We start from the raw sequence: 22,458 nt of genomic DNA, 5'->3' as shown, positions 1-22,458 counted from the left end.
AGATACCACTACATGGATAACCGTATCATTAAGGTTTCAAGGAATACTGAAAAAGCGCCCGTAAGCCCAATATCTACACAGTCTGTTGCCTTTTCTCACTACAATAATATTTCGGCTCAATTACCCATCGATCCTGCTACCAAGACTCTTATTGCGGGTGGTATAGAGCAGCAGGCAAAACAGTGTCTGAAAAATATCAAAATGATAGTAAACAGCATTGAGCATACGATGAGTGACGTGGTGAGGATCAACGTTTACCTGAAAAACATTACCGACCTCGACAAAGTCAATGAAGTCTATGCTTCCTTCTTTCCTCTACACCGCCCCACATATACGTCACTTGCAGTCGCTGACTTGCCAATGAAAGGGGCGTTGGTGCAAATGGACGCTGTCATTTCAAATGGCGAAGGTACCTACCCTCAAGACCCTTGTGATTTGGTGAAATTAACTCGAAATAGCGTCAACGCGCCGATAACACCACTCTCAAGCCAGACTGTTGCGTTTTCCCACTACAATCATATTTCAGCTCAGCTGCCTATCGAACCAAAGTCGGGGAATGTAGTGACAGGCGGGATAAAAGAACAGACACAACAATGTCTACGCAATATCAAAACGATACTCGAAAGCATTGACGTGCCGATGGATGATATCGTCAAAACAAATATTCATATCACAAAGTTGGAGGATCTTGAGGCCGTTGACGAAGTGTATAAAACCTTCTTCCCAGATTCTTCCATTGCTCGTGCCGTTAATTACTTACCTGCACGCTCCAGTGTGGTTGTGGAAGGCTTAGCGCTGGATGCACTCGTACAAATAGATGCGACCGTTTCTCACGGCGATGGTACACCGCCTCAATTAGTTGAAGACCGTCACGGCATCGTTATTAAGGCAACCAATACCGAAAAAGCACCGTTAAACGCCCTATCGACGCAAAGCGTGGCCTTCTCTCACTACAACAATATCTCAGCGCAACTGCCTATTGATCCTTCGATTGGTAAGATTGTTGCTTCAGGGACAAAAGAACAAGCGATGCAATGCTTCGAGAACATTAAAGCCATCGTAGAAAACATCGACCACGTGATGGATGATATTGTTAAACTCAACATTCAGCTAAAAGACATGAATGATTTGTGCGCACTAGAAGAAGTATTGAGAAGCTATTTCAGTGATTTGTTGCCAGCGTTGACCGTTATCGGCGTATCCAGTTTACCGTCTAATGCGGTAGTTCAAATAGATGCCATTATGTCGAACGCCGAAGGTACGCCACCGAACAAATAGGCTAATGGCAGCTCGCTGACAAGGTTTCCTGCTGACCTGAGTGCCCTTGAAGTTATCTTCTAGGGCACTTTTACTAACGAAACACCGATCTATTACAATGTGATGCTCTTAACCATCCCAGCTTCTGCATGGCCTGGAATGTTGCAAGCAAACTCGACTTGTTTCTCACCATGAAAATGCCATAGCAACTGTCCTGCTTTGCCTGGTTCAAGATAAACCACGTTGCCCATACCATGATGATCATGTCCCGCTGGCATCGATTTCATCATTTCACGGTGTTCCAATTGTTCTGCAATAGAACCGATAGAAAACTCATGGTCGATTTTGCCAGTGTTCATGACCACAAACTGAACGACGTCATTAGGTTCTATCTTAACATCACGCTTAAAAGTGATTTTCATGTCATCCGTTAAAATCACATGTACCACTTTATCGGGTTTCGCTCCCTTGGCAGGCATACCCACAGCAGACATCCCGTCCATGTTCATCATATTACTATGGTCCATCTTAGCGTCGTCCATATTAGAATGATTCATCATGCCATGGTCCATATTGGAGTGATCCATTTTCGAATGATCCATACCTTCTGCCATCACGGCGGTTGAAGCGATGGTAAGAGCTAATGTTATCAGTGTTTTTTTCATGATTGCTTCCTTTTTAAATAAGTGATTAGCGGCCTCTTCATTAGAGGCCGCCAACGGTTATTGGTTAATTTCTTTTGATTTCCATAACTTGTAGATAGCCGGAAGGACCAGCAATGTGAGCAGTAATGCGGACGCCATGCCGCCAATCATTGGAGCGGCGATCCGTTGCATCACTTCAGAGCCAGTACCTGACCCGTACATAATTGGAATAAGACCGATGATGACTGTTAACACCGTCATCATGACGGGTCGCACACGCAGCCCTGCGCCTTCTCGGATTGCCTCGGTTAACATATCGCGCGTTAGTGGTGCTTGATTTTCTTGTGCCGCTAGTTTGCGTGCATGCCATGCTTGATTTAGGTAAACCAGCATAATGACTCCAATCTCGACCGCTACCCCAGCAAGCGCGATAAAGCCCACTCCTACAGCAATCGAGAAGTTGTACCCAAGGTAATGCATAAGCCACAAGCCACCTACCATGGCGAGCGGCAGTGTCCCCATAATGACCAGCACTTCACCGACCCTTCTAAAACTCAGGTAAAGCAGCAACATAATGATGGAGAGAGTGACAGGCACAACAACGCTCAAACGCTCTTTGGCGCGCTCCATATACTCATATTGACCAGACCACGTTAGTGAGTACCCCGCGGGTAGGGACAACCGCTCCGCCACAGTGTTTTGAGCTTCGGTGACATAAGACCCAAGATCGCGCTCAGCAATATCAACAAACACCCAGCCGTTCGGGCGAGCGTTCTCAGTCTTAATCATTGGCGGGCCATCTTCATAACGAATTTCCGCCACATCTGCTAACGCGATTCGAGCACCATTTGGAGTGACAAGAGGCAGGTTCTGTAGCTTCACCACCGAATCACGATAATCTTGTGGATAGCGAACGTTAATTGGGTATCGCTCCAACCCTTCCACTGTCTCGCCCACATTCATACCACCCACTGCCGTTGACACAACTTGCTGAACATCACTGACGTTCAGACCATAACGCGCGGCGGCGAGTCGTTTGATATCAATCGTGACGTATCGTCCACCCGCTACCCTTTCGGCATATACCGACACCGTGCCTTGAATCGTATTGAGGATAGGTTCGATATTGGCACCTATCTCCTCGATGACTTTGAGATCAGGTCCAGCGATCTTGATACCTATTGGCGTCTTTATCCCAGTGGCCAACATGTCGATGCGAGTCTTAATTGGCATTACCCACGCGTTTGTTAGCCCTGGGAACTGAACCAAATCATCAAACTCCTTACGTAGTGATTCTGTGGTAACGCCATCTCGCCACTCTGAGCGAGGCTTCAATTGGATGGTGGTCTCAATCATGGTTAAAGGGGCTGGGTCAGTGGCAGTTTCTGCACGACCAATCTTGCCCCACACAGTCTCGACTTCAGGAACGGTCTTGATCAACTTGTTGGTTTGTTGAAGCAGTTCACGTGCTTTACCAATCGAGATACCAGGATAAGTCGTTGGCATGTACATCAAATCCCCTTCATCCAAAGGCGGAATAAACTCACTACCTAACTTACTGGTCGGATAGAAAGCCGACCCCATCAAGACGATAGCCAGTACAATCATCGATTTAGGGTAACGAAGACTTAGGTTAAGCATCGGTCGATACAAGACAATCAACGCTTTGTTGACGGGATTTTTATGTTCGGGCAGCACTTTCCCACGAATAAAGTACCCCATCAGCACAGGCACCAAAGTAATGGCTAAGCCCGCAGCTGCTGCCATGGCGTATGTTTTGGTATAAGCGAGTGGTGAGAACATTTTGCCTTCCTGCCCTTCAAGCGCGAACACAGGAACAAAACTCAATGTGATAATAAGCAAAGAGAAAAACAGCGGAGCACCGACTTCTTCTGCTGCACGTCCGATAACTTGCCAGCGGTTTTTATCGGTGAGGGGCGTTTTCTCGATATGTTTGTGAACATTTTCGATCATCACTATCGCACCATCGACCATAGCCCCAATGGCAATAGCGATCCCACCCAACGACATAATATTGGCGTTAATCCCTTGCCAGTGCATGACGATAAATGCGGACAAAATGCCAATGGGCAAACTAATAGCAATCACAAGTGAAGAACGAATGTGGAATAAGAACAGCGCACAGACTATGGCTACTACCACGAACTCTTCTGCCAACTTCTTCCATAGATTTTCAACCGCCGCATCGATGAGCGTTGAACGGTCATAAGTCACAACAATCTCAACGCCATCAGGCAGACCGCGTTGCAGCTCTTCCAACTTTGCTTTGACATCATGAATAACCTGACTGGCGTTCTCCCCAAAACGCATAACGATAACGCCACCAACCGCTTCACCTTCACCATTAAACTCGGAAATACCACGACGCATTTGAGGCCCAAGATTGATGTCCGCGATATCCCCCAGCAATAGAGGAGTACCTTTGCTCGTCACCTTAAGAGGAAGCGCTTTGATATCCTCAATGCTACTCAAGTAACCCGTAGTGCGAACCATATGTTCAGCCTCACCGACCTCTATCACTGATGCACCAGTCTCTTGGTTACCATTTTTGATAGCCATGTTGACCTGCTGCAAGGTCAGGTCATAAGCACGTAACTTAGCAGGATCAATTTGGACCTGATACTGCTTGACCATACCGCCTACCGTCGCGACTTCCGAAACGCCAGCAACTGTCTGTAACTCATACTTTAAAAACCAGTCTTGTATACTGCGAAGTTCTGCTAGGTCATGCTGGCCTGTCTTGTCTTGTAGTACGTAGCTGTAAATCCAGCCCACCCCTGTCGCATCGGGACCCAAAGTCGGCTTTGCCTGTGCTGGTAAGTTAGGCGTAACTTGGCTTAAGTACTCTAAAACCCGCGAACGTGCCCAGTACATGTCGGTATCATCGTTGAAGATAATGTACACATACGAATCACCGAAGAAGGAGTATCCCCGCACCGTTTCTGCGCCCGGCACCGCTAACATGGCGGTCGTCAGAGGATAAGTAACCTGATCCTCAACAACCTGAGGAGCCTGTCCCGGATAACTGGTTTTGATAATCACCTGAACATCTGACAGATCAGGAATAGCGTCAACAGGTGTATTCTTCACACTGTACAAACCTGCTAACGTCAAAAAGCAGGTTGCGACCAAGACGAGAAAACGATTATTGATAGACCAACGAATAATGGCTCCAATCATGGCTGACCTCCTCCACGCTGCAGATCAATAAGCACATAGTCCGAACCCTGCTTCGTCACTAAGAAGCGCACCGTTTCGCCTTCAGCGAAGCCAGTTAAATCCACATCTCCTTGAGAAGTGAAGTTCATTTCTCCGGCTTCCCAGCCCCATTCAGCAACGGCGTTGTGACTGAGGGTTATCATGCCAAAATCAGCCATCAACATGGTGATATCCCCTTGAACCCAAACTTGCTCGACAACCCGTTTGTCACTCACTTTGAGATCGATAATGGCGTATTGCCCTGAATCGGTCTTTGCCATTTCAAACTCAACCTGTTGACCCGATTGCAAGGTGTTAAGGTTGACACCCTTGTCCACCGTGAAATCCATAGTCATCCCCGGCCAATCCCACTCTGGTACGGGTTGGTGATTAATGGTCAACATATTGTGCCCTGCCATCACACTCGTGATTTCACCTTGCGCCCACACAGCCTCCGCTGGCGGTTCTACACCGTTGATTCGTGACAAATCCGCACTTTGGCTTGACTCCGAATCCAACATAAACTGCGCAGAGGTCACCACCTTGTCACTTGTGGTCAATCCTGCTAACACCTCAACTCGGTCACGGGCCTCTCGTCCAATGTCGATACGTGCCGAGCGGTATTTACCGCCTCCTTCGGATAACACCACGCGAGTCATCCCTCCAGAGCGAATCACGCTTGAACGAGGTATAGTGAGCACCGCATGCTCCGTCTTGGGTTGCAGCGCAATGTTGGCAAACATATTTGGCTTTAATTGATGATCTGGGTTAGCAAACTTGAGTCTTACTCTTAGCGTTCTCGTTGCAGGGTCGAGAATCGGATAAACATAGTCAATTTCTCCTTGCCATTCCCTGCCTGATAGCGCGTCTAATGTCATCGTTGCTTGGCTACCCGCTTTGATCCATTCCGCTTGGCGTTCGAACACTTCAGCATCGACCCAAACTTCATCAATTGGCCCCGCGCTGATAACCGATTGAGCTGGGGACAAATAGCCACCTTCTCGGATATTCAATGTAGCTACCACACCATTGCCCAGTGCCTTGATATCAATGGTCTGGGACGCTTTGCCTTGCTTGACTATCTGGTTAATTTGAGCTCGGTCTACACCCAGGGAAATTAAACGCTCCGTGGCGCCTTTAACCAAACTACTGCGTCCTGTGCGATGGGCATTAAGTAACTCTTCCTGCGCTTTGACCAGCTCTGGTGAATAAAGCTTGAATAACACATCTCCTTTGTTAACACGCTCTCCCACAGCGTTGATATAGAGCTTTTCGACCCAGCCCGCAACGCGCACATTGGTTTGCCACAAACGACTTTCATCAAAAGCGATATAGCCGACTGTCTCGATACGCGGCGATAGCTTCGCTAGCTTTACCGGTTCTGTTTTTACTCCTAAATTGTTCTCCACCGCCGGGTTGATGTTGACCGTTCCTGGTTTTTCATTACCACCGTTAAGGTCATCGGCGTACACTGGGATAAGGTCCATTCCCATTGGGGATTTACCTGGTTGATCGCGTTGATAGTTTGGGTCCATCGGTGCTACCCAGTACAGCGGCTCTTTTGCTCCCTTTGTACTGGCATTTTCATCGGACGCCTCCGCCATGTTATGACCTCCGACATAAGGAGCGACTAGCACACCAATTCCAGCGCCAACCGCTAAGGCCAATAGCGCAACATTCAATGTCTTCATCTTTGTTTACCTTCTCAGAATTATTGTTGTTTTGATGGCACTGAAAGCACCGGAGTTGAGGCTTGATAATCAAAACCACCCAGAAAATAGGACAGGTCGCTATTGACCAAGCTAAGATCTGTTTCCAACCTCAGCGCCTCTAGCTCTATTGCCAGTTCGTCTCTAGAGGCGGTGATCACATCACTAAATTGCGCAGTGCTGTTTTCATAACCTCTTTCTACCGCTTTGGTGCGAGCTTTAGCCTGAGAAAGGAGACTTTGACGATAACGTTCAAGACGTTCGGTGAGGTTTTGCCTATCCATTGTCAGTGCACTGACTTTGGCGTACATCTGAGAAAGCAATGCATCCTTATTAGATTTGGAGGCGACCACTTGATACTCGGCAGCGGCATGATTTTTATCCTGACGATTACCAGTGAACAGAGGAATATCCATCGTGACATAAGCGCTCACTAAATCTGGCGCTGGCTCACCGCGCATATTGTTAGCTTGTCGATGGGCATACATCGCTTCAACGCCAAACTGCGGTTTGTACGCTTCTTCTGCAATGGCGACTTGGGTTTCACTTGCAGCTATTTCGATATCCGCCATGCGAGCCATAGGGTGCTGATTAAGAATAGCGTAGTAGTCCGAACGACTGTGCTCTAATAAACGACCTTCCAACCTCAGCCAGTCTGAAGTCGTGGTCGCCTTAAGAGTCGGCGAATTAGACAACCATTGAGCACCTAACCATTCGGAGAGCTGAGCAATCAGGCGATTTTGCATTTGACGGTTGGCCTGCAACTTTTCATCCAGCTTACTGACCTGCAACTGAGCCTGAATCAGATCTTGAGATTCACTGTTACCAATGGCGTAGTTAGTTTGGATAAAGCGAACCATTTCTCGCATTAGGCCCTGACTTTCCAGCAGCACACGCTCTGACTGTTGCTGAAATCCCAGCTCATACCACAGCTTTGAGATACTGTTTGCTATCTCAAGCTCACGTGTCTGTACTTGAAATTCAATACCATCAGCTTGCTTTTGCGTTTTTTGGTTTTGCAGGGCTAACGTCGACCCTCGTCCAAACTGTTGCATCAAACCCACTGACACGTTTGTCATGGGATCTTGGTCGAATTGAAAGCTGTCCGTTGGTAGACCGCCAACGCCAACTTTTATTACTGGATCTTTCAGCGTAGCGCTAGCAATCCCAGACTGCCTTAACGATTCTGATTGAGCGTAGAATCGAACTCTACTTGCATCATTGGCGATCGACAATTCGATCAGTTGTTGCAGCGTCACTGAACCAAGCTGTTCCTCGCTTGGGTTATTAACTTGCATCGTGGCGACATTGTCTGCCAAAGCAGACATCGGCATCCACAAGGCGGCGCTCACGGTAAGCGCAACCAAAGTAATAGATTTGTTCACGATAGTATCCAATCTGCGCGCTTAAATAATAAGCACGATTAAAAAGCTTCTTAGAGCTCTAAGAAGGGCTAAAAAATTAGATTGGATTACGCTCTAGGGGGTCGATCGAGGCCGTTTGCTCGATAAATAGGACTAAACGCAAGTTCGAGCGTTCTTTTGGAGAAGAGATAATGATGAATACCGTGCATTAAGTCTGCACTGATAACCCCAACACCGTTCGCACACGTTGCGCTACAGCAATTATGCTTTGATTCGCCACCACACTCACTGACGGCGGTTTGCTTAGAAACATTATGATGGGAGTTTGTGGAAGAATCGACACTAGCAGTACAATCTACCATTGCACCATGTTGAGAAGACAAAACAATATCATTAGAAAAAGCCATCGTTGGTGCACTAACGGCTAACGTTGATGCTAATAGCGCAACAATCGTCAGTAACGACATCCAACGTTTTCTAATAACACTAAAGCGCATAACAAGCCTTCTACGAAAAATCTTCTTGAGTGTAGACCCTCCCCTAAGGGGAAGGTCAATAAAACTGTGAAGAAAATTTAGAAATATCGCTGTCTTTTCGCTAAGCCAAATTGAGCTCTAAATACGTTTTCGCTCATTGGGTTATTTTCATATTTTCCGAGCCCAGTCGTCCATAACTCTTCGTCCCGACCATCCATTTTAATACCTTGAAGACAATGTAAAGAATGAATCAGCTCATGAGCTAGCACCACATAAGGCTCTGCCTTCTCACCTCTTCGGGTTACAACCTGAACGTTGGTAAAACGCATATGACATACGGAACCCGTGGCGTTGGTGGCAGATTTTTGATCTAAAGCGGAATTGTGGCTGCCTCCAGAGATCCAGAATGGACATCCTTGAGGTGCGTGTTTGGCGAGATTTGAAGGTGTCATGCCTGTCAGCTTTTGGCTGTAATCTTGTGCGTATTCAATCTCAAGGTTGTAGCCACTTTGGGTAAAGTGAAGGTGTGTCGGAACACACATTACATTCACACCTCGAGGAAAAGAACCACGAAAAGCAGGTGTCGCCGCTTGAATCGATGAAAGTAATGATTTTCCTGCTGAAACCTGCTTTAGCTTGCGAAGGTTCTCTTCCATAATCACTCTGAAGTAAGGGTTCTTACTTGGGTCATATTGCACTGCGAATCCAGGAAAAGCGGGAAGGAGTTGAGTAATTTCTGCCATAATTCACCTCTCACTTTGCAGCTTGCGTCTAGTACCATAACGTCCGTGTCTAGAGTGTCATCTGCTCAGCTGATAAAGTTATGTGGTTGTAGCCACGATGAATTTTGAGTCTAGCCTTAATTTAAACAGGCATTGGCAAATAAAAATGAAGTTGGAGGGGGCTCACTATTTGGCGTGGTTTTATTGAAGATGTCATCAATGAAAAGGCAAACAAAATACCCAATATGCGCGAATACGTTCTTTTTGTAACGCTGGGTTAAAAACGCTTCCTGTGACTATTTAACCAAATAGAGCAGTGTCGAACTAACCTGAGGGATTTCTGAACTAGGGTCTTCCCAGCAAGATTGGTGGCAGGTATCACAAGCACTTCCATCAGCAGGGCACTTTTGTCTCATGACGATGTCATCTAACGCCCTGATACCCTGACGAGAGTTCAATTCAATGCTCCGAAAAATCTGGCATTGTGCTTCATCAGCCGAATCAACTAACCCCAAAATAGAAACACCTTCCTGCTTTGCGATCACCAATAACTCTTCTATTTTTCGTCTCAGCTCTGCACTCATCATCTACCTCATAATACTCTAGATAATTGGTTCACTCTCCTTGGACATAACGCATGCTTCCCTATCAGCGATCGAGTTCACTCTAACTGACAGTTATATAATCAAACTACTACGTTAATGAGTTGTTATACAATGGCAGTTTACAAAGCCATACATTATTGTCGCATTAGCGTAGAAGCTCTAAATAGAGCACCACAAAGAGGTTAACAATATGGATTTGATAGTAAAATGAGCGTCTAAATACAGCTATAAAGTAACCCCTGAATCGATTCAGTTTGTGGTTTTGTAATGTATTGTATTTGTGGGGTGTAAATCACTTAAACATCAGCAATTTTAAGCTTATGAACAATGCGTATTTGGAGAAGTTTTGTTCTACAGGTATAAATCTAGATATGATTTGCATGCGCTAGATGGCGATGCTTGCAATAAAATTCAACATAGCCCAAGTAAAATTTCAAACAGTTAAAAGGAGATTTGCAGTAATAAGTCCGCATAATTTTGCATCAGAAGTCAGCAAACTTTAATGAATCCTGGAAATACCTCGTAGTAAAACTACTATGTTGTCACTAGGTATCCTCGAAGAGTGCTGTAGCGTTTTGTAGAAATCTTTTGAACAAAGACAAGTTACGAGTTTTCGAACCACACAACCTATTTGCATTATTTTATTGTTATCAGCTTACGCTTAAATATAACCTTACCCGTTCCGAAAGCGCTTACATTAGAATTATGCAGAGATTATTTAACAAAATGTCTCATTCGAACCTCTCTCGGTGTCTGGTCGAATACTTGTTTAAACTTAGTGGAGAAGTAATTGCTGTCCTGATAACCAACCCTGAATGCGATATCTGTAATAGATTGATCAGTATACAGAATGTCGGAAAACGCTTTGCTGGTGCGTATGTAGTGCAGATACTGATTAAAATTCATGCCCGTTAATTTCTTCATACTGTTTGTTAACTGACGCGAAGACAGTTTGACCGCCTCAGCAACATCATCAATTTCATTAACGCTAGCATAGTACTGCTGGATATGAGACAAAGCGTAAATGACCTTATCGTTGCTATTAAGCAGATCAGCGTCTTTCATTTTACCCCGCCACAGCTCAACAATAATCTGCTGAAAAATGAACTGAGTAATCATGCGTGACTCTTCACTGTCGATATGTGACTCAACATGCAAGCGTTCGATCAGCTGACGCACACTTTGTGCGGTATTCTCACTAATAAACCAGCCCGTTTCTCTATCTGATTCATCTGGCATAAAACGCTTCAGATCCGAGCAAACTTGCAGCTTATCTTTTTCAAACAGAATATTACTTAAGTAGAGGCCATCTACAGCATCGAATAAATGACGGTCTTTCTTTTTGACAAAGCAAACGTAGTTTTTACTTAGATTCATTGGTACGTCATTCATGACATGTGTACCACATCCTTCGGAAACAATAATAATCTCTTCAAATGAGTGCGCGTGCTCAGGATAAGGCTCCTGAGGAGCTCTGAGCTCAGTAGTGACAGGACTGTTGGAGTTCATAAAGAACTCTCTCGACTTTAGATAGATCATTGCATACCTCTGCTTCCATGAGCGTAAACTTAGATGGTTTAAACTCGTTTTTCCTCGTCGAACATCTCACTTTTGCTCGTTTTTTTACTGATATTTTTAAAAGTGTGAAGGCAAAGTTGCCCACCTTAAAAAACTCACCAAAATACTCGTTTTGGATGTTAATTTTCCAAGGTTTAAATTTCTCAGCTTTGTAAGCTAATCCTAATTCCCTTGTCCTCCACATGGATAATACGTGGCGTTTTAGAGGGAAACAAACGAGAACAAAATTCACACACTTGAATTTAAAGACATAAGAAACAAGAGCTTACAAGTAGCAAGGAGACAATCATGTCTGAAGCGATTACCTCTACACAAACGCAAGAAACAGAAGCAACCCTCAATGAATATGAACAAGAGCAGGTGCCCAGACACAAACTACTTGGCTGGCGGCACTTTCTCGGCTCCTATTCCGGTGAACATGTAGCCGGTACTGAGTTTGTAATCGGTGCAGCTTTTGTCGCCTGGGGAGCCAGCACATTTGATATCCTGATGGGTCTGGTGGTTGGTAACCTGATGGCAGTGCTGACCTGGGCACTCATTACCGCACCTATCGCAACCCAATCCCGATTAACTGTCTACGAATACCTGCGCAGAGTCGCAGGTCCAGGCTTTAACAAAGTCTATAACGTGGTCAACGCCGTGCTCTTCTGTGCTCTGGGCGGGGCAATGATCACAGTATCGGCCTCTGCGGTACGTATCTTATTTGATATTCCGGCGCAGACACACTGGTATCCAACCAGTGCTGCGTTCGTTGCAGTGGCACTAGCTGTAGGTGCTATTGTAGTAGCCATTGCAGTATTGGGCTTTCAGAAATGCGCTCAGTTCGCAACCGTTTGTTCACCATGGCTGCTTGTTGTGTTTGTAACTGGCGGAATGGTTGCACTTCCAGCACTGAGCAATATTGGGAACGGTGAAACCTTTACTGGCTTCAGTCAGTTCTTGTCTCTGGCGGATCAGTACATCTGGACTGGACAAACGCCTGATGGTTCACCATCTATGACCTTCTGGCAGATTGCTGCTTTCGCTTGGGTATGTAACCTAGCAATGCACGGTTCTTTAGGAGACATGGCACTGCTACGTTTTGCTAAAAGCTCAAAATACGGTTACTTCTCAGCATTTGGTATGTTCTTCGGTCACTACATTGCATGGATCTGTGCCGGTATCATGGGTGCGGGAGCTATGCTTCTGATGCAAACTACAATGTCTAACTTGGACGCTGGCGGTATCGCTCACGCGGTTCTTGGCGCGACAGGTATCGTTGCGGTAATCATTGCAGGGTGGACAACGTCTAATCCAACTATCTACCGTGCAGGTCTGGCAATCCAAAGTATCTTCCCGAACAAATCGCGTGCATACATCACGACTATCGTTGGTGTTGTTACCGCTATTATTGCTTGTTTCCCATTCGTATTTACCCGCTTATTAGACTTTGTGGGCTACATGGGTCTTCTGCTGGCACCAGTTGGCGCAATCATCGTGTCTGAGCACTGGGTATTCAAGAAAATCGGTCTGACTCCACTTTGGTCTAAGTACCAAGGTAACGACCTGAACAAAGCGGCACTTATCACTTGGGCTATTGGTGTTGTTTTTGCGATAACGTGTGAACAGATGGGCATCCTGCATTTGTTCTTCCTTTTTGTACCGACTTACCTACTGTCTATGGCCGTTTACATCACGTTAGCGAAATCTATGGGTGCCGGTCATAACTACGCTAAACAGGAAGCGGAATACCAACAAGAGCAGAATCAACGTGAAGAGTACCATGCTGAACTAGCGAAACGCGAAGCAGCACAACAGACTGAAGCTAAGCCAGCCAGTCTGCTGGAGAAAGCTTCCGGCGCGATTGCTCTAGCCTCTCTGGCTGCGTTGGTAGTTTCTGCATTGAAAGTCTGGGGCGCAGGTGCTGACTACCAAGTGGCATTCGAGTCCTTTAAAGCGTTCGCGATTTATCCGACTTTAATTTACTTTATCTCGGCGACCACCTGGATCACTCTGCGTGACAAAGCTTAAGAGAGTATATAAATGAATGACTTAATCAGAAAAGCCTTTGTTATGCAGCTCAATGAAAGCTGTAAGGCAGAATACAAAAAACGACATGATGAAATCTGGCCAGAGTTGGTGGACGTTCTGAAAAGTCACGGCGGTCACAACTACTCCATCTTTCTCAATGAGGAGACTAATCAGCTATTTGGTTATGTCGAAATCGAGAGTGAGGAGCGTTGGGGTCGGGTTGCCAATACTGAGACTTGTCAGAAATGGTGGGCTTATATGCAAGACATTATGGCAACCAATCCGGATAACTCTCCGTTGTCTGTAACCCTAGATTCCGTCTTCTATCTGACTTAACGTTAAGACCAATCGCAGTAAATAACCAGTCACTAAGCCTCGCTATATTGCGAGGCTTATTATTTGACAGTGACGAATTTTTTCCATCTGCGCTTCCCCCTTTACCGTTCAACTGCTTCCTTCTTCAAAAGAACATAAAACCAAACATTTAGAGAAGCTCTGGCAGAACTTTATCTATGCAGTATCACGTTGTTTATCAAAACTTTGAAACGCCGCATGAGCTTCTTGAAAAAAACGCACCAATTGCGTTTTTACGGGGGGATTTTTGAAGTTATTCGGTCGCAAAAAACGGTGTAATAGCTCTAAAGAACAAGAGGTGGTATTCATGATGAAGGCTGTGATTGCAATAGACCTTGGGGCGTCAAGCGGACGTGTCATGGTCGGTTATCTAAACAACGGAAAAATCGAACTCGAAGAGTTTCACCGTTTTCAAAACCAGCAAGTGATGCATGGTAATGAGTCGTGCTGGGATCTCTACTCAATTCTAGAAGAGATCAAAGTAGGCATCAATAAAGTAGTGGCGACAGGTATTGAGATTACTTCACTGGGCATAGACACCTGGGGGGTCGATTTTGTGCTGCTAAACAAGTTTGGTAAACACTTAGGTGAGTTTGTCAGCTACCGTGATGCACGTACAGAAGGTGTCCTAGATAAGCTGTTAGCGGATAATCAGCTAACCCTGCAAGATATCTACACTACAACGGGCATTCAGTTCCTGTCTTTTAACACCATTAACCAGTTAAAAGCGATCCACGATCAACAGCCTGAATGGTATGGCGAGATTGATACCTTGCTGTTTATTCCGGATTACCTTAACTACAAGCTATCCGGCGTTAAACACTGTGAGTACACCAATGCCTCCACCAGTCAGCTTCTGGACTGCAAAGAGAAAGTGTGGAGCAAGGAGCTTATTAACGCATGTGGTGCAAAAATAAACTGGTTCCTGCCACCTAAAATGCCAAACCGCATTATTGGTGAGTACCACTTAGGCGATGTACGAATCCCGGTATGCTCTGTGGCAAGTCATGATACCGCATCAGCAGTAGCAGCAACACCAATCACTCATGAGACTATGGCTTACCTGAGTTCCGGCACCTGGTCTCTAGTGGGGATTGAAAGCTTTGAACCTTACACCGGCGAACTTGCTTACCAATACAACCTGACCAACGAAGGTAATGTGGATGGTCGCTATCGCGTACTGAAAAATATCATGGGCTTGTGGCTGATTCAGCGCATTAAAGCAGAAAACCCATCACTGACGTTCCCGGATATCGCTAGTCTGGCACGCCAGGCACAGCCGTTTAAGTATATCGTCAACCCTAATGACAATGATTTCTTAAATCCTGCGTCGATGACACATGCGATTAAAAACTGGTTCAACAAGCGTGACATGGAAGCGCCGGAAACTCTTTCCGAAGTCATTCGCTGTATCTACGACAGCTTAGTCCTAGCGTACGACAGGGTACTGACCGAGCTTGCGGAAGTCACCGGCAAATCCATAACTGAATTACGTATTGTCGGCGGCGGCACGCAAGATAAGTTCCTGAACCAACTTTGTGCCGATGTTTGTCAGATCAGGGTATCGACCGAACCGACAGAAGCCTCGGCACTGGGCAACGTGATTAACCAGTTTATCGCGTCCAACATTATTACCTCGCTGGAAGAAGGCCGCCAGATTATCGATGCCTCTTCCGATGTGAAGAGCTTCACTGCAAACCCTATTGAGGGATTGGAACAAATCAAATCCCAATTCCAACAAATAACTAAATAAGGTACATAACCATGAGCAAAGAGCAGATCATTTCAGCTTACAAACAAGCAAAAGCGGTTTTTGAAAAATACGGTGTGGACACAGATAAAGCAATGGAGCTACTGAGCCAGACAGCAATCTCTATGCACTGCTGGCAAGGCGACGATGTACGTGGTTTTGAATCGCCAGAAACAGCCCTGAGTGGTGGTATCCAAGCAACGGGTAACCACCCGGGCGCGGCAAAAACACCAGATCAACTGCGTGCGGACATGGAAAAAGCTTTCTCTCTTATTCCGGGTAAGAAGCGCGTTAACCTGCACGCGATTTACATCGATGCCGATGAATATGTTGAACGTGATCAAATCAAACCTGAGCACTTTTCTCGATGGGTTGAGTGGGCGAAAAAACAAGGGCTTGGTCTGGACTTCAACCCGACTCTGTTCTCTCACCCTAAAGCAGACGACGGTCTGACGCTGTCTCACCCGGACGAAGATATCCGTCAGTTTTGGATTGAACACGTAAAAGCGAGCCGTAAGATTTCTGAATACTTTGGCCGTGAACTTGGCACAGCATCATTTATGAACATCTGGATCCCGGACGGCATGAAAGATCAACCTGTTGACCGCCTTTCTCCACGCACACGTCTTGCAGACTCTCTGGACAAAGCTCTAGCTGAGAAGATTTCTCCTGAGTTCCACAAAGATGCTGTAGAGAGCAAACTGTTCGGTATAGGCGCAGAAGCATTCACCGTTGGCAGCAACGAGTTCTATCTAGCGTACGCTGCAACCCGCGGCACGGCACTATGCCTTGATGCAGGCCATTTCCACCCAACTGAAGTGATCAGCGACAAAATCAGTGCATGTTCACTGTACGTCAATGACCTACAGCTACATGTAACCCGTCCGGTTCGCTGGGACTCTGACCACGTGGTGTCGTTCGATGACGAAACGCAGGCAATCATGCGTGAAATCGTACGCAACAACCTGCTGGATCGCGTAGCAATTGGCTTGGACTTTTTTGATGCATCAATCAACCGCGTAGCGGCTTGGGTTATCGGTACCCGCAACGCACAAAAAGCACTACTTAAAGCCCTGCTTGAACCAGTAGAGCAACTAAAAGCGGCAGAAGCATCCTTCGATTACACCACACGCCTTGGACTGATTGAAGAGGCTCATTCTCTACCATGGGCAGCTGTATGGAATTACCACTGTTTGCAAAACGAAGTCCCGGTTGGCTTTGATTGGATCAACGATGTGAAGGATTACGAAGCAACCATTCTGGAAACACGTTAATTCAAACCGCTCAACAATCAAACAAGTCAGATTCTACGTCTGACTTGTTTGGCTAAGTTAACTAGATATAAAAGGCTAATACTATGATTCAATTAAACGATGCAGTGATATGTGAAATAGAGAAAGTCAGTGAAGTTTCTCAGTACCTTTGGCAACGTGAATGGGCAGAGCGCAACGGCGGTAACATCTCTGTGGACGTCACAGATCTATTCGATGAAATCCCGCAAGTTGACGTGCAAGAAAAAACACTGCCACTGCAACTGCCAATAGAAAGTGCTAACCGCATTTATTACGTAAAAGGTACTGGCCAACGAATCCGTGAACTGCGGGAGCCTGACTATGCGGGTTGTGTACTTAAAGTCAACGCAGCGGCAAACGGTTACCAAATCATCTGGGGCGGAAAAGCGAGTGAAGATTTCGCCCCAACCTCTGAATTTATCAGCCATATTAAGATTCTTGTAGAAAAAAGCAAAGCAGGCTCTGACCACAAATCCGTAGTTCACACTCACCCACTTGAACTGATTGCGCTTTCTCATCACTCAGACATTTCAAAGAGCAGCGAGCTGTTCACCCATACCTGCTGGAAGATGCTGCCGGAAGTCCGTGCATTCGTCCCACGCGGTATCGGCATGATCCCGTACTGTCTGCCTTCTTCAGAAGAGTTGGCGGATGGTACAACAGCAGCATTGCTTAAGCATGACGTTGCGATCTGGGAAAAACACGGTGCAACCGCTTCCGGTGCCGATGCGCTGCAAGCATTTGATTACGTAGATGTCGCCAACAAAGGCGCAAAATTATACCTGATGTGTATAGCTGCTGGTTATGAGCCTGAAGGTGTGACGAGAAAAAATATGGATATTTTGAAACGAGAATTCAATCTATAGAGGTATATATTATGAGTGTGTTCAAACTAGCTTTTCCGAAGATCAACTACTCCGGTGTTGGCTCAATTGAAGCATTAGTTGAACGTCTGACTGAAGAGCATGGCAGTGAAAAAGGTCTTCTGATCTGCGACCCGGCTCTGGTAGAGCTCGGCTTTGCTGACAAACTTCTCAGCAGTTCGCTTAACCTGATGCTTTTCAAAGATGTGCGTCCAAACCCGGACACCAATACCGTGAACAGCGCATACAAGATGTATTCTGAGTCTGAGGCGCAGTTTATTATTGGTTTCGGTGGTGGCAGCTCAATTGATACCGCGAAAGCCATCAAAATCCTTTCTGCTAATGATGGTCCGATTGCAGCGTATAACGGTATTGAGAAAGTAATAACGCTTGGCGTTCCTCTTTACGCAATCAATACCACTGCAGGTACAGCGGCAGAGGTGACGAGTAACGCAGTGATCACTGATACAGAGACACACGTTAAACACGTAATTATCTCGGACAAGATCATTCCAGAAATTTCAGTGAACGATCCTAGTGTTATGCTTGGTGTTCCAAGCGGTACAACGGCAGCAACCGGTATTGATGCATTAACACACGCGGTTGAATCTTTTGTATCTGTTGGGGCACACAAACTAACCGATTATATTTCTCTGGAAGCAATCAAAACCATCGCGCAAAACTTACCAAAAGCGGTTGATGACGGCACAAGTATCGAAGCACGTGAAATGATGGCATACGGTCAGTTTATCGCCGGCTTGTCATTTAACAGTGCAGGTCTGGGTATGGTTCACGCAATGGCTCACCCTGCCGGTGCTCACAAAGACTTACCACACGGGGTATGCAATGCAATTCTATTGCCTGTCGTGTGTGAGTTTAACCGCCCGTACTGCGTTGAAAAATTTGCCCGGGTTGCCAAGGCGCTTGACGCAGACACCTCTGGTATGACCGCAGAAGAAGCAAGTCTGGCAGCGATAGATGAACTTCATGCTCTTAACCGCCGAGTAGGCATCCCTGAAGGCTTTGCTCAACTAGGCGTAACGGAAGAAGATATTCAGAGCTGGGCAGATGATGCTCTGGCAGACCCTTGTGCAGGCGGTAACCCGCATCCAATGACTCGTGATCAAGTAATCGCACTGTATAGAAAAGCACTGTAGCTCCGGAAGATTCAGTATTTACTCTTTGTTCCGCAACACAAATGCCAACAAAACCATGTTGGCATTTCCCTATTTCCCCTATATCCAGTTGAAATTTATCAACACTGTTTGTTGCGTATGCATTATCAACCAAGTCTTGGTACTTATGTAAGCACCAAGACTTTCTGTTTATGTATCTTGTCCGTAATTACGGCTGCATTCTAGATCTCTCCTAATCCTGTTTCTAATTATTCTCTGGTATGCAGGCTCCTTTGCGCGTCTGATGAATAAAGTCTGCTATCAGAAAAAATAGGTAAATCTGCAGAAATAGAAGATTACACTAAGCACTCGGCTATCAAACTTTGGGGCATGAGTAAGCCAACCTCGTAAGATAGCTAGTTGAGATAGTTCATGTGATTCAGTGGACGGTATGGATAGATTCCTGTTATCACAGGAAAGACGGTAATTAGCGAAGATCTGATGAGATTTAGATAGCAAAACGCCGCTTATAAAAGCGGCGTTTTCAATGGGTGGAAGCCCCAGCCACATCCCGGCACACAAGTCACTCGCTGCGGCTGCTTCCTTCCGGACCTGACCGAGTTCACGAGCTATTGTTGCGGGAGGACCAGGGCCTCCATAGATTTTGTTGCGTTGCTTGGTGAAGGGTCACTGTTGCAAGGCGTGGGAGGATTATCAGGTATCGTGACGATGAATGCAAGGCCATCACTGCAAATTTGTACCCTAAGTAGATTAAGTGCTTACAGAATAGTCAAAGCGCCGACACTGTAGTCAATGTCTGCGCTTTTACTTGTTCAAAAAGGGCTTTAAGGTTCTTGCTGTTCTTCGTCTATGCTCAGAATGTAATCGGTCATCCATGCTGTGCCCAATAGACAGAGCCAAACAACAAATACTGGTTTAGGCACCTCTATCGATGGCACCACGACTAAGGCGGCAAAACCTACCGTGGGCAGTGTCCAGCACAATAGCTTGTTCCAACGAAATGTTTTCAGCCTTCCGAGACTTTCCATCGAAGCTAAAATTCCGGTCATACACAAAGATACCAGCGCGGCGTATGGCAAACCGGCCGCCCAAATTGGCAATATCAATGCCAATGACCACCAGCTATGCTCAGTTGAACCTTTCCAGTTTCGCGCCGCATACCAAGCAACGAAAACTGAGAAAGCTTGAACGAGTGTTACCATAGGGGTGCCACCTAATTTACCTGCCGATTGGGTGAGCATAATACCCACATTGAGGGTCAAGACTATGAGCCCTATGATGCTGACGACCCATATATTACTTCGTTTGGAAAACGCGACAGAAAACACTGGAATTAGTATCCAAACCGCCACCGACATCGCAATGGACTGAAGGGGTAAAGTGAGGCCGTATACCACCATTGATGCCAGCAGCATCAGTCCTGCTATGCCCCCCTGAGGTAAGATCCACAACGCAGGGATCATCATCGCTAGCACAGGGATATCCCCTTCGGTAACGCTGATAGTTCTAGCACAAACTACAACAAGCAGACTTGTGATTATGAATTGAAAAACGGAAAATACCATAGCTCCTCCTTATTACCTATCCTTGGCAAAATGAACTAGGACACCTTCAGTATGGATCAATTTAAGGCGCAAATCTTTGCAGTAATTCACCAAATTCCACTTGGAAAAGTCGCGACTTACGGTCAAGTTGCCAAAATGGCGGGCTATCCGGGTTATGCGCGCCATGTTGGCAAAGCATTAGGCAACTTACCTGAAGGCAGTGCATTACCTTGGCATCGAGTGATTAATGGCAAAGGAGAGATATCGCTAAAAGGAGACGATTTCTTAAGACAAAGAGCGCGATTAATGGAGGAAGGCGTGGCGTTTTCAATCAAAGGTAGGGTTCGTTTGAAAGAATTTGGATGGCAGCCATAACTGCCATCCAGTGCTAGGTATTAGCGCACGCCAACTAACATCATATTTACGTTTGCTGTTTGGTTCGCGTCTGTGATAACAGGGTACGAGGTATCACTGATAAAACGCAGCTTGCCATCTACTTCAATGCGAGCGCTCACACTATAAGTATGCTTCGCTTTAATATCTGCCATGTCGTAGCTTAACTCAAAATCAAACGGCACTTGTGCACCATCGGTTGTAAAGGTTTGCTCACTGATCACTGTGGCAGCAACGTCTTGTAGCGATACATCTTGAAGTTTCACTGTCACTACGGCATTAGGCGGTAATGCAATACGCTCTCTGTAAGCAATTGTGCCTTTCACTGATGACATACTGTCTTCCATCTTCTTCTGTTGTTCAACTTGAGATGCCGCGTCTGATTGAGGTGCAGATTGACACCCTACCAAGCCTAGACCTAAAGCAATAACCAGCGTGCCGATGAGTGTCTTTTTCATGATGCCTCTCTTGAGTTTTTGATTACAACCTGTGCAAAAAACAGGAACAATATGCAATAAACATATCAGATATACGGTATCTCGCTTAACAAAAACACGCTTTTTTTCAATAAATTCACCCAATTCCTACATTTTTCTCTGCTTGACGAAATTGACAGCAAAACCCACACTTGGCTAATAAAGTTATGAATAAAAGATGGGTGCTATGAGTAAACCACTAAGCGATTTATTAGAACTATTACAGCTAGAACAGCTCGAAGTTGACTTGTTCCGAGGGCAAAGTGAGAACCTTGGTTTACCGCAAGTTTATGGCGGCCAAGTGATTGGACAAGCGTTGTCTGCAGCGCGTTATACCGTAGCTGAAGATAGAACAGTTCACTCCTTCCACAGTTACTTTCTCTACCCCGGTGACCCAGAAAAGCCCATCATTTACGATGTGGAGAACTTGAGAGATGGTAAGAGTTTTAGTACTCGCCGCGTCAAAGCCATCCAAAATGGTCGCCCCATTTTCTACTTAACGGCAAGTTACCATGGTGAGGCTCCGGGCTTTGAGCATCAAAGCGCTATGCCAGAAATACCGGGACCAGAAAACTACGCTTCAGAATCTGAATTGGCAGCACGAATCGCTGACTTTCTCCCAGAAAAGCTTCGCAAAGCTTTTTGCGGTGAAAAACCGATTGAAATGCGTCCGGTGACCGTCATCAATCCATTGAAGCCAGAGAAGGCAGAGCCCAAACAATACCTTTGGATTCGTGCGAACGGTGAGATGCCAGACAATCAGCTTATCCACCAGTACCTACTTGGGTACGCATCTGATTGGGGTTTCTTAACCACCGCACTGCACCCCCATGGTGTTACCTTGTTAACCCCTAAATTTCAGGTTGCTACCATCGACCATTCCATATGGTTCCATCGTCCTGTAAAAATGGATGAGTGGTTGTTGTACGTAATAGATAGCCCGAACGCTAGTAACTCTCGAGGATTGGTTCGTGGCGAAATTTTTAACCAAAAAGGCGAGCTCATTGCTTCTTCAGTTCAAGAAGGGGTTATGCGCTTTACCGACGAAACGTCACGATACTAATAA

19 protein-coding genes and 1 other RNA gene are annotated in these 22,458 nt (G+C 45.9%); 9 read left to right on the top strand and 11 right to left on the bottom strand.

The genetic code is table 11. The annotated features are described in order from the left end of the window. The first annotated feature begins 12 nt into the window (after positions 1-12). Complete coding sequence (locus OH456_RS21450) at positions 13-1,278, top strand: RidA family protein (RefSeq protein WP_006071357.1); 1,266 nt, start codon at positions 13-15, stop codon at positions 1,276-1,278. A 92-nt stretch (positions 1,279-1,370) separates the two neighbouring features. On the opposite strand, the gene copI is transcribed toward OH456_RS21450, so the two are convergent. The 8 genes from copI to OH456_RS21410 form a co-directional block, all read right to left on the bottom strand. Then, a complete protein-coding gene (gene copI / locus OH456_RS21445; RefSeq protein WP_124940803.1) occupies positions 1,371-1,922 on the bottom strand; it encodes a copper-resistant cuproprotein CopI in 552 nt (183 codons plus the stop codon). A 57-nt stretch (positions 1,923-1,979) separates the two neighbouring features. Next, complete coding sequence (locus OH456_RS21440; protein WP_270034226.1) at positions 1,980-5,102, bottom strand: efflux RND transporter permease subunit; 3,123 nt, start codon at positions 5,100-5,102, stop codon at positions 1,980-1,982. Next, the gene (locus tag OH456_RS21435) at positions 5,099-6,811 is read right to left on the bottom strand and encodes an efflux RND transporter periplasmic adaptor subunit (protein ID WP_270034225.1); all 1,713 of its coding nucleotides are present in this window, start codon (positions 6,809-6,811) and stop codon (positions 5,099-5,101) included. Before OH456_RS21435 ends, OH456_RS21440 begins: the two co-directional genes overlap by 4 nt. A gap of 20 nt (positions 6,812-6,831) precedes the next feature. Further along, positions 6,832-8,214 (bottom strand): TolC family protein, encoded by a 1,383-nt coding sequence (locus OH456_RS21430; RefSeq protein WP_270034224.1) that lies wholly within the window; start codon positions 8,212-8,214, stop codon positions 6,832-6,834. 86 nt (positions 8,215-8,300) lie between these two features. Beyond that, positions 8,301-8,690, bottom strand: coding sequence for a hypothetical protein (locus tag OH456_RS21425; protein WP_096441575.1), 390 nt, complete (start codon positions 8,688-8,690; stop codon positions 8,301-8,303). A 77-nt stretch (positions 8,691-8,767) separates the two neighbouring features. Continuing rightward, complete coding sequence (locus OH456_RS21420) at positions 8,768-9,412, bottom strand: M91 family zinc metallopeptidase (protein WP_006071363.1); 645 nt, start codon at positions 9,410-9,412, stop codon at positions 8,768-8,770. Positions 9,413-9,687: 275 nt separating this feature from the next. Then, positions 9,688-9,975: a hypothetical protein gene (locus OH456_RS21415; RefSeq protein WP_270034223.1), complete on the bottom strand. Its 288-nt coding sequence runs from the start codon at positions 9,973-9,975 to the stop codon at positions 9,688-9,690. Between the two features lie 735 nt (positions 9,976-10,710). Further along, complete coding sequence (locus OH456_RS21410) at positions 10,711-11,505, bottom strand: helix-turn-helix domain-containing protein (protein ID WP_006071365.1); 795 nt, start codon at positions 11,503-11,505, stop codon at positions 10,711-10,713. A gap of 357 nt (positions 11,506-11,862) precedes the next feature. Here OH456_RS21410 and OH456_RS21405 point away from each other — a divergent pair, with 357 nt between their 5' ends. The 6 genes from OH456_RS21405 (at position 11,863) to OH456_RS21380 (ending at position 19,000) form a co-directional block, all read left to right on the top strand. Continuing rightward, entirely contained in the window at positions 11,863-13,584 is a 1,722-nt protein-coding gene (locus OH456_RS21405) for a purine-cytosine permease family protein (protein WP_270034222.1), read from the top strand. Positions 13,585-13,596: 12 nt separating this feature from the next. After that, positions 13,597-13,920 carry an L-rhamnose mutarotase gene (rhaM, locus tag OH456_RS21400; RefSeq protein ID WP_006071368.1) on the top strand — a complete coding sequence of 108 codons (324 nt, stop codon included), beginning with the start codon at positions 13,597-13,599 and terminating at the stop codon, positions 13,918-13,920. A 325-nt stretch (positions 13,921-14,245) separates the two neighbouring features. Continuing rightward, positions 14,246-15,691 (top strand): rhamnulokinase, encoded by a 1,446-nt coding sequence (gene rhaB, locus OH456_RS21395; protein WP_270034221.1) that lies wholly within the window; start codon positions 14,246-14,248, stop codon positions 15,689-15,691. An 11-nt stretch (positions 15,692-15,702) separates the two neighbouring features. Then, positions 15,703-16,962: an L-rhamnose isomerase gene (locus OH456_RS21390; protein ID WP_006071370.1), complete on the top strand. Its 1,260-nt coding sequence runs from the start codon at positions 15,703-15,705 to the stop codon at positions 16,960-16,962. A gap of 83 nt (positions 16,963-17,045) precedes the next feature. Continuing rightward, entirely contained in the window at positions 17,046-17,846 is an 801-nt protein-coding gene (rhaD, locus tag OH456_RS21385) for a rhamnulose-1-phosphate aldolase (protein WP_006071371.1), read from the top strand. An 11-nt stretch (positions 17,847-17,857) separates the two neighbouring features. Beyond that, entirely contained in the window at positions 17,858-19,000 is a 1,143-nt protein-coding gene (locus tag OH456_RS21380) for an iron-containing alcohol dehydrogenase (protein WP_270034220.1), read from the top strand. 513 nt (positions 19,001-19,513) lie between these two features. On the opposite strand, the gene ffs is transcribed toward OH456_RS21380, so the two are convergent. Next, positions 19,514-19,610, bottom strand: an RNA gene (ffs, locus tag OH456_RS21375) — signal recognition particle sRNA small type. A 193-nt stretch (positions 19,611-19,803) separates the two neighbouring features. Further along, the gene (locus OH456_RS21370) at positions 19,804-20,544 is read right to left on the bottom strand and encodes a hypothetical protein (RefSeq protein WP_031496556.1); all 741 of its coding nucleotides are present in this window, start codon (positions 20,542-20,544) and stop codon (positions 19,804-19,806) included. Positions 20,545-20,595: 51 nt separating this feature from the next. Between OH456_RS21370 and OH456_RS21365 the strand changes: the two genes are divergently transcribed. Beyond that, positions 20,596-20,898, top strand: coding sequence for an MGMT family protein (locus OH456_RS21365; protein ID WP_270034219.1), 303 nt, complete (start codon positions 20,596-20,598; stop codon positions 20,896-20,898). Positions 20,899-20,918: 20 nt separating this feature from the next. Here the strand turns inward: OH456_RS21365 and OH456_RS21360 are convergent, their stop codons facing one another. Next, positions 20,919-21,374, bottom strand: coding sequence for a YbaY family lipoprotein (locus OH456_RS21360; RefSeq protein ID WP_006071391.1), 456 nt, complete (start codon positions 21,372-21,374; stop codon positions 20,919-20,921). A gap of 205 nt (positions 21,375-21,579) precedes the next feature. Here OH456_RS21360 and tesB point away from each other — a divergent pair, with 205 nt between their 5' ends. Further along, positions 21,580-22,455 (top strand): acyl-CoA thioesterase II, encoded by an 876-nt coding sequence (gene tesB / locus OH456_RS21355; protein ID WP_038222333.1) that lies wholly within the window; start codon positions 21,580-21,582, stop codon positions 22,453-22,455. The last annotated feature ends 3 nt before the right edge of the window (positions 22,456-22,458 follow it).

Origin of the sequence: Vibrio sp. La 4.2.2 (assembly GCF_027586995.1) — a bacterium.
GTDB lineage: Bacteria > Pseudomonadota > Gammaproteobacteria > Enterobacterales > Vibrionaceae > Vibrio > Vibrio mediterranei.
Note: the sequence above shows the minus strand (reverse complement) of the source record. Positions and strands in the feature narration are given on the sequence as shown.

What these genes read in the sequence shown, in the direction of transcription:
- OH456_RS21450 (WP_006071357.1), top strand. Translation starts at nt 13, where the DNA reads ATGGATAACCGTATCATTAAGGTTTCAAGGAATACTGAAAAAGCGCCC.
- copI (WP_124940803.1), bottom strand. Translation starts at nt 1,922, where the DNA reads ATGAAAAAAACACTGATAACATTAGCTCTTACCATCGCTTCAACCGCC.
- OH456_RS21440 (WP_270034226.1), bottom strand. Translation starts at nt 5,102, where the DNA reads ATGATTGGAGCCATTATTCGTTGGTCTATCAATAATCGTTTTCTCGTC.
- OH456_RS21435 (WP_270034225.1), bottom strand. Translation starts at nt 6,811, where the DNA reads ATGAAGACATTGAATGTTGCGCTATTGGCCTTAGCGGTTGGCGCTGGA.
- OH456_RS21425 (WP_096441575.1), bottom strand. Translation starts at nt 8,690, where the DNA reads ATGCGCTTTAGTGTTATTAGAAAACGTTGGATGTCGTTACTGACGATT.
- OH456_RS21420 (WP_006071363.1), bottom strand. Translation starts at nt 9,412, where the DNA reads ATGGCAGAAATTACTCAACTCCTTCCCGCTTTTCCTGGATTCGCAGTG.
- OH456_RS21415 (WP_270034223.1), bottom strand. Translation starts at nt 9,975, where the DNA reads ATGAGTGCAGAGCTGAGACGAAAAATAGAAGAGTTATTGGTGATCGCA.
- OH456_RS21410 (WP_006071365.1), bottom strand. Translation starts at nt 11,505, where the DNA reads ATGAACTCCAACAGTCCTGTCACTACTGAGCTCAGAGCTCCTCAGGAG.
- OH456_RS21405 (WP_270034222.1), top strand. Translation starts at nt 11,863, where the DNA reads ATGTCTGAAGCGATTACCTCTACACAAACGCAAGAAACAGAAGCAACC.
- rhaM (WP_006071368.1), top strand. Translation starts at nt 13,597, where the DNA reads ATGAATGACTTAATCAGAAAAGCCTTTGTTATGCAGCTCAATGAAAGC.
- rhaB (WP_270034221.1), top strand. Translation starts at nt 14,246, where the DNA reads ATGATGAAGGCTGTGATTGCAATAGACCTTGGGGCGTCAAGCGGACGT.
- OH456_RS21390 (WP_006071370.1), top strand. Translation starts at nt 15,703, where the DNA reads ATGAGCAAAGAGCAGATCATTTCAGCTTACAAACAAGCAAAAGCGGTT.
- rhaD (WP_006071371.1), top strand. Translation starts at nt 17,046, where the DNA reads ATGATTCAATTAAACGATGCAGTGATATGTGAAATAGAGAAAGTCAGT.
- OH456_RS21380 (WP_270034220.1), top strand. Translation starts at nt 17,858, where the DNA reads ATGAGTGTGTTCAAACTAGCTTTTCCGAAGATCAACTACTCCGGTGTT.
- OH456_RS21370 (WP_031496556.1), bottom strand. Translation starts at nt 20,544, where the DNA reads ATGGTATTTTCCGTTTTTCAATTCATAATCACAAGTCTGCTTGTTGTA.
- OH456_RS21365 (WP_270034219.1), top strand. Translation starts at nt 20,596, where the DNA reads ATGGATCAATTTAAGGCGCAAATCTTTGCAGTAATTCACCAAATTCCA.
- OH456_RS21360 (WP_006071391.1), bottom strand. Translation starts at nt 21,374, where the DNA reads ATGAAAAAGACACTCATCGGCACGCTGGTTATTGCTTTAGGTCTAGGC.
- tesB (WP_038222333.1), top strand. Translation starts at nt 21,580, where the DNA reads ATGAGTAAACCACTAAGCGATTTATTAGAACTATTACAGCTAGAACAG.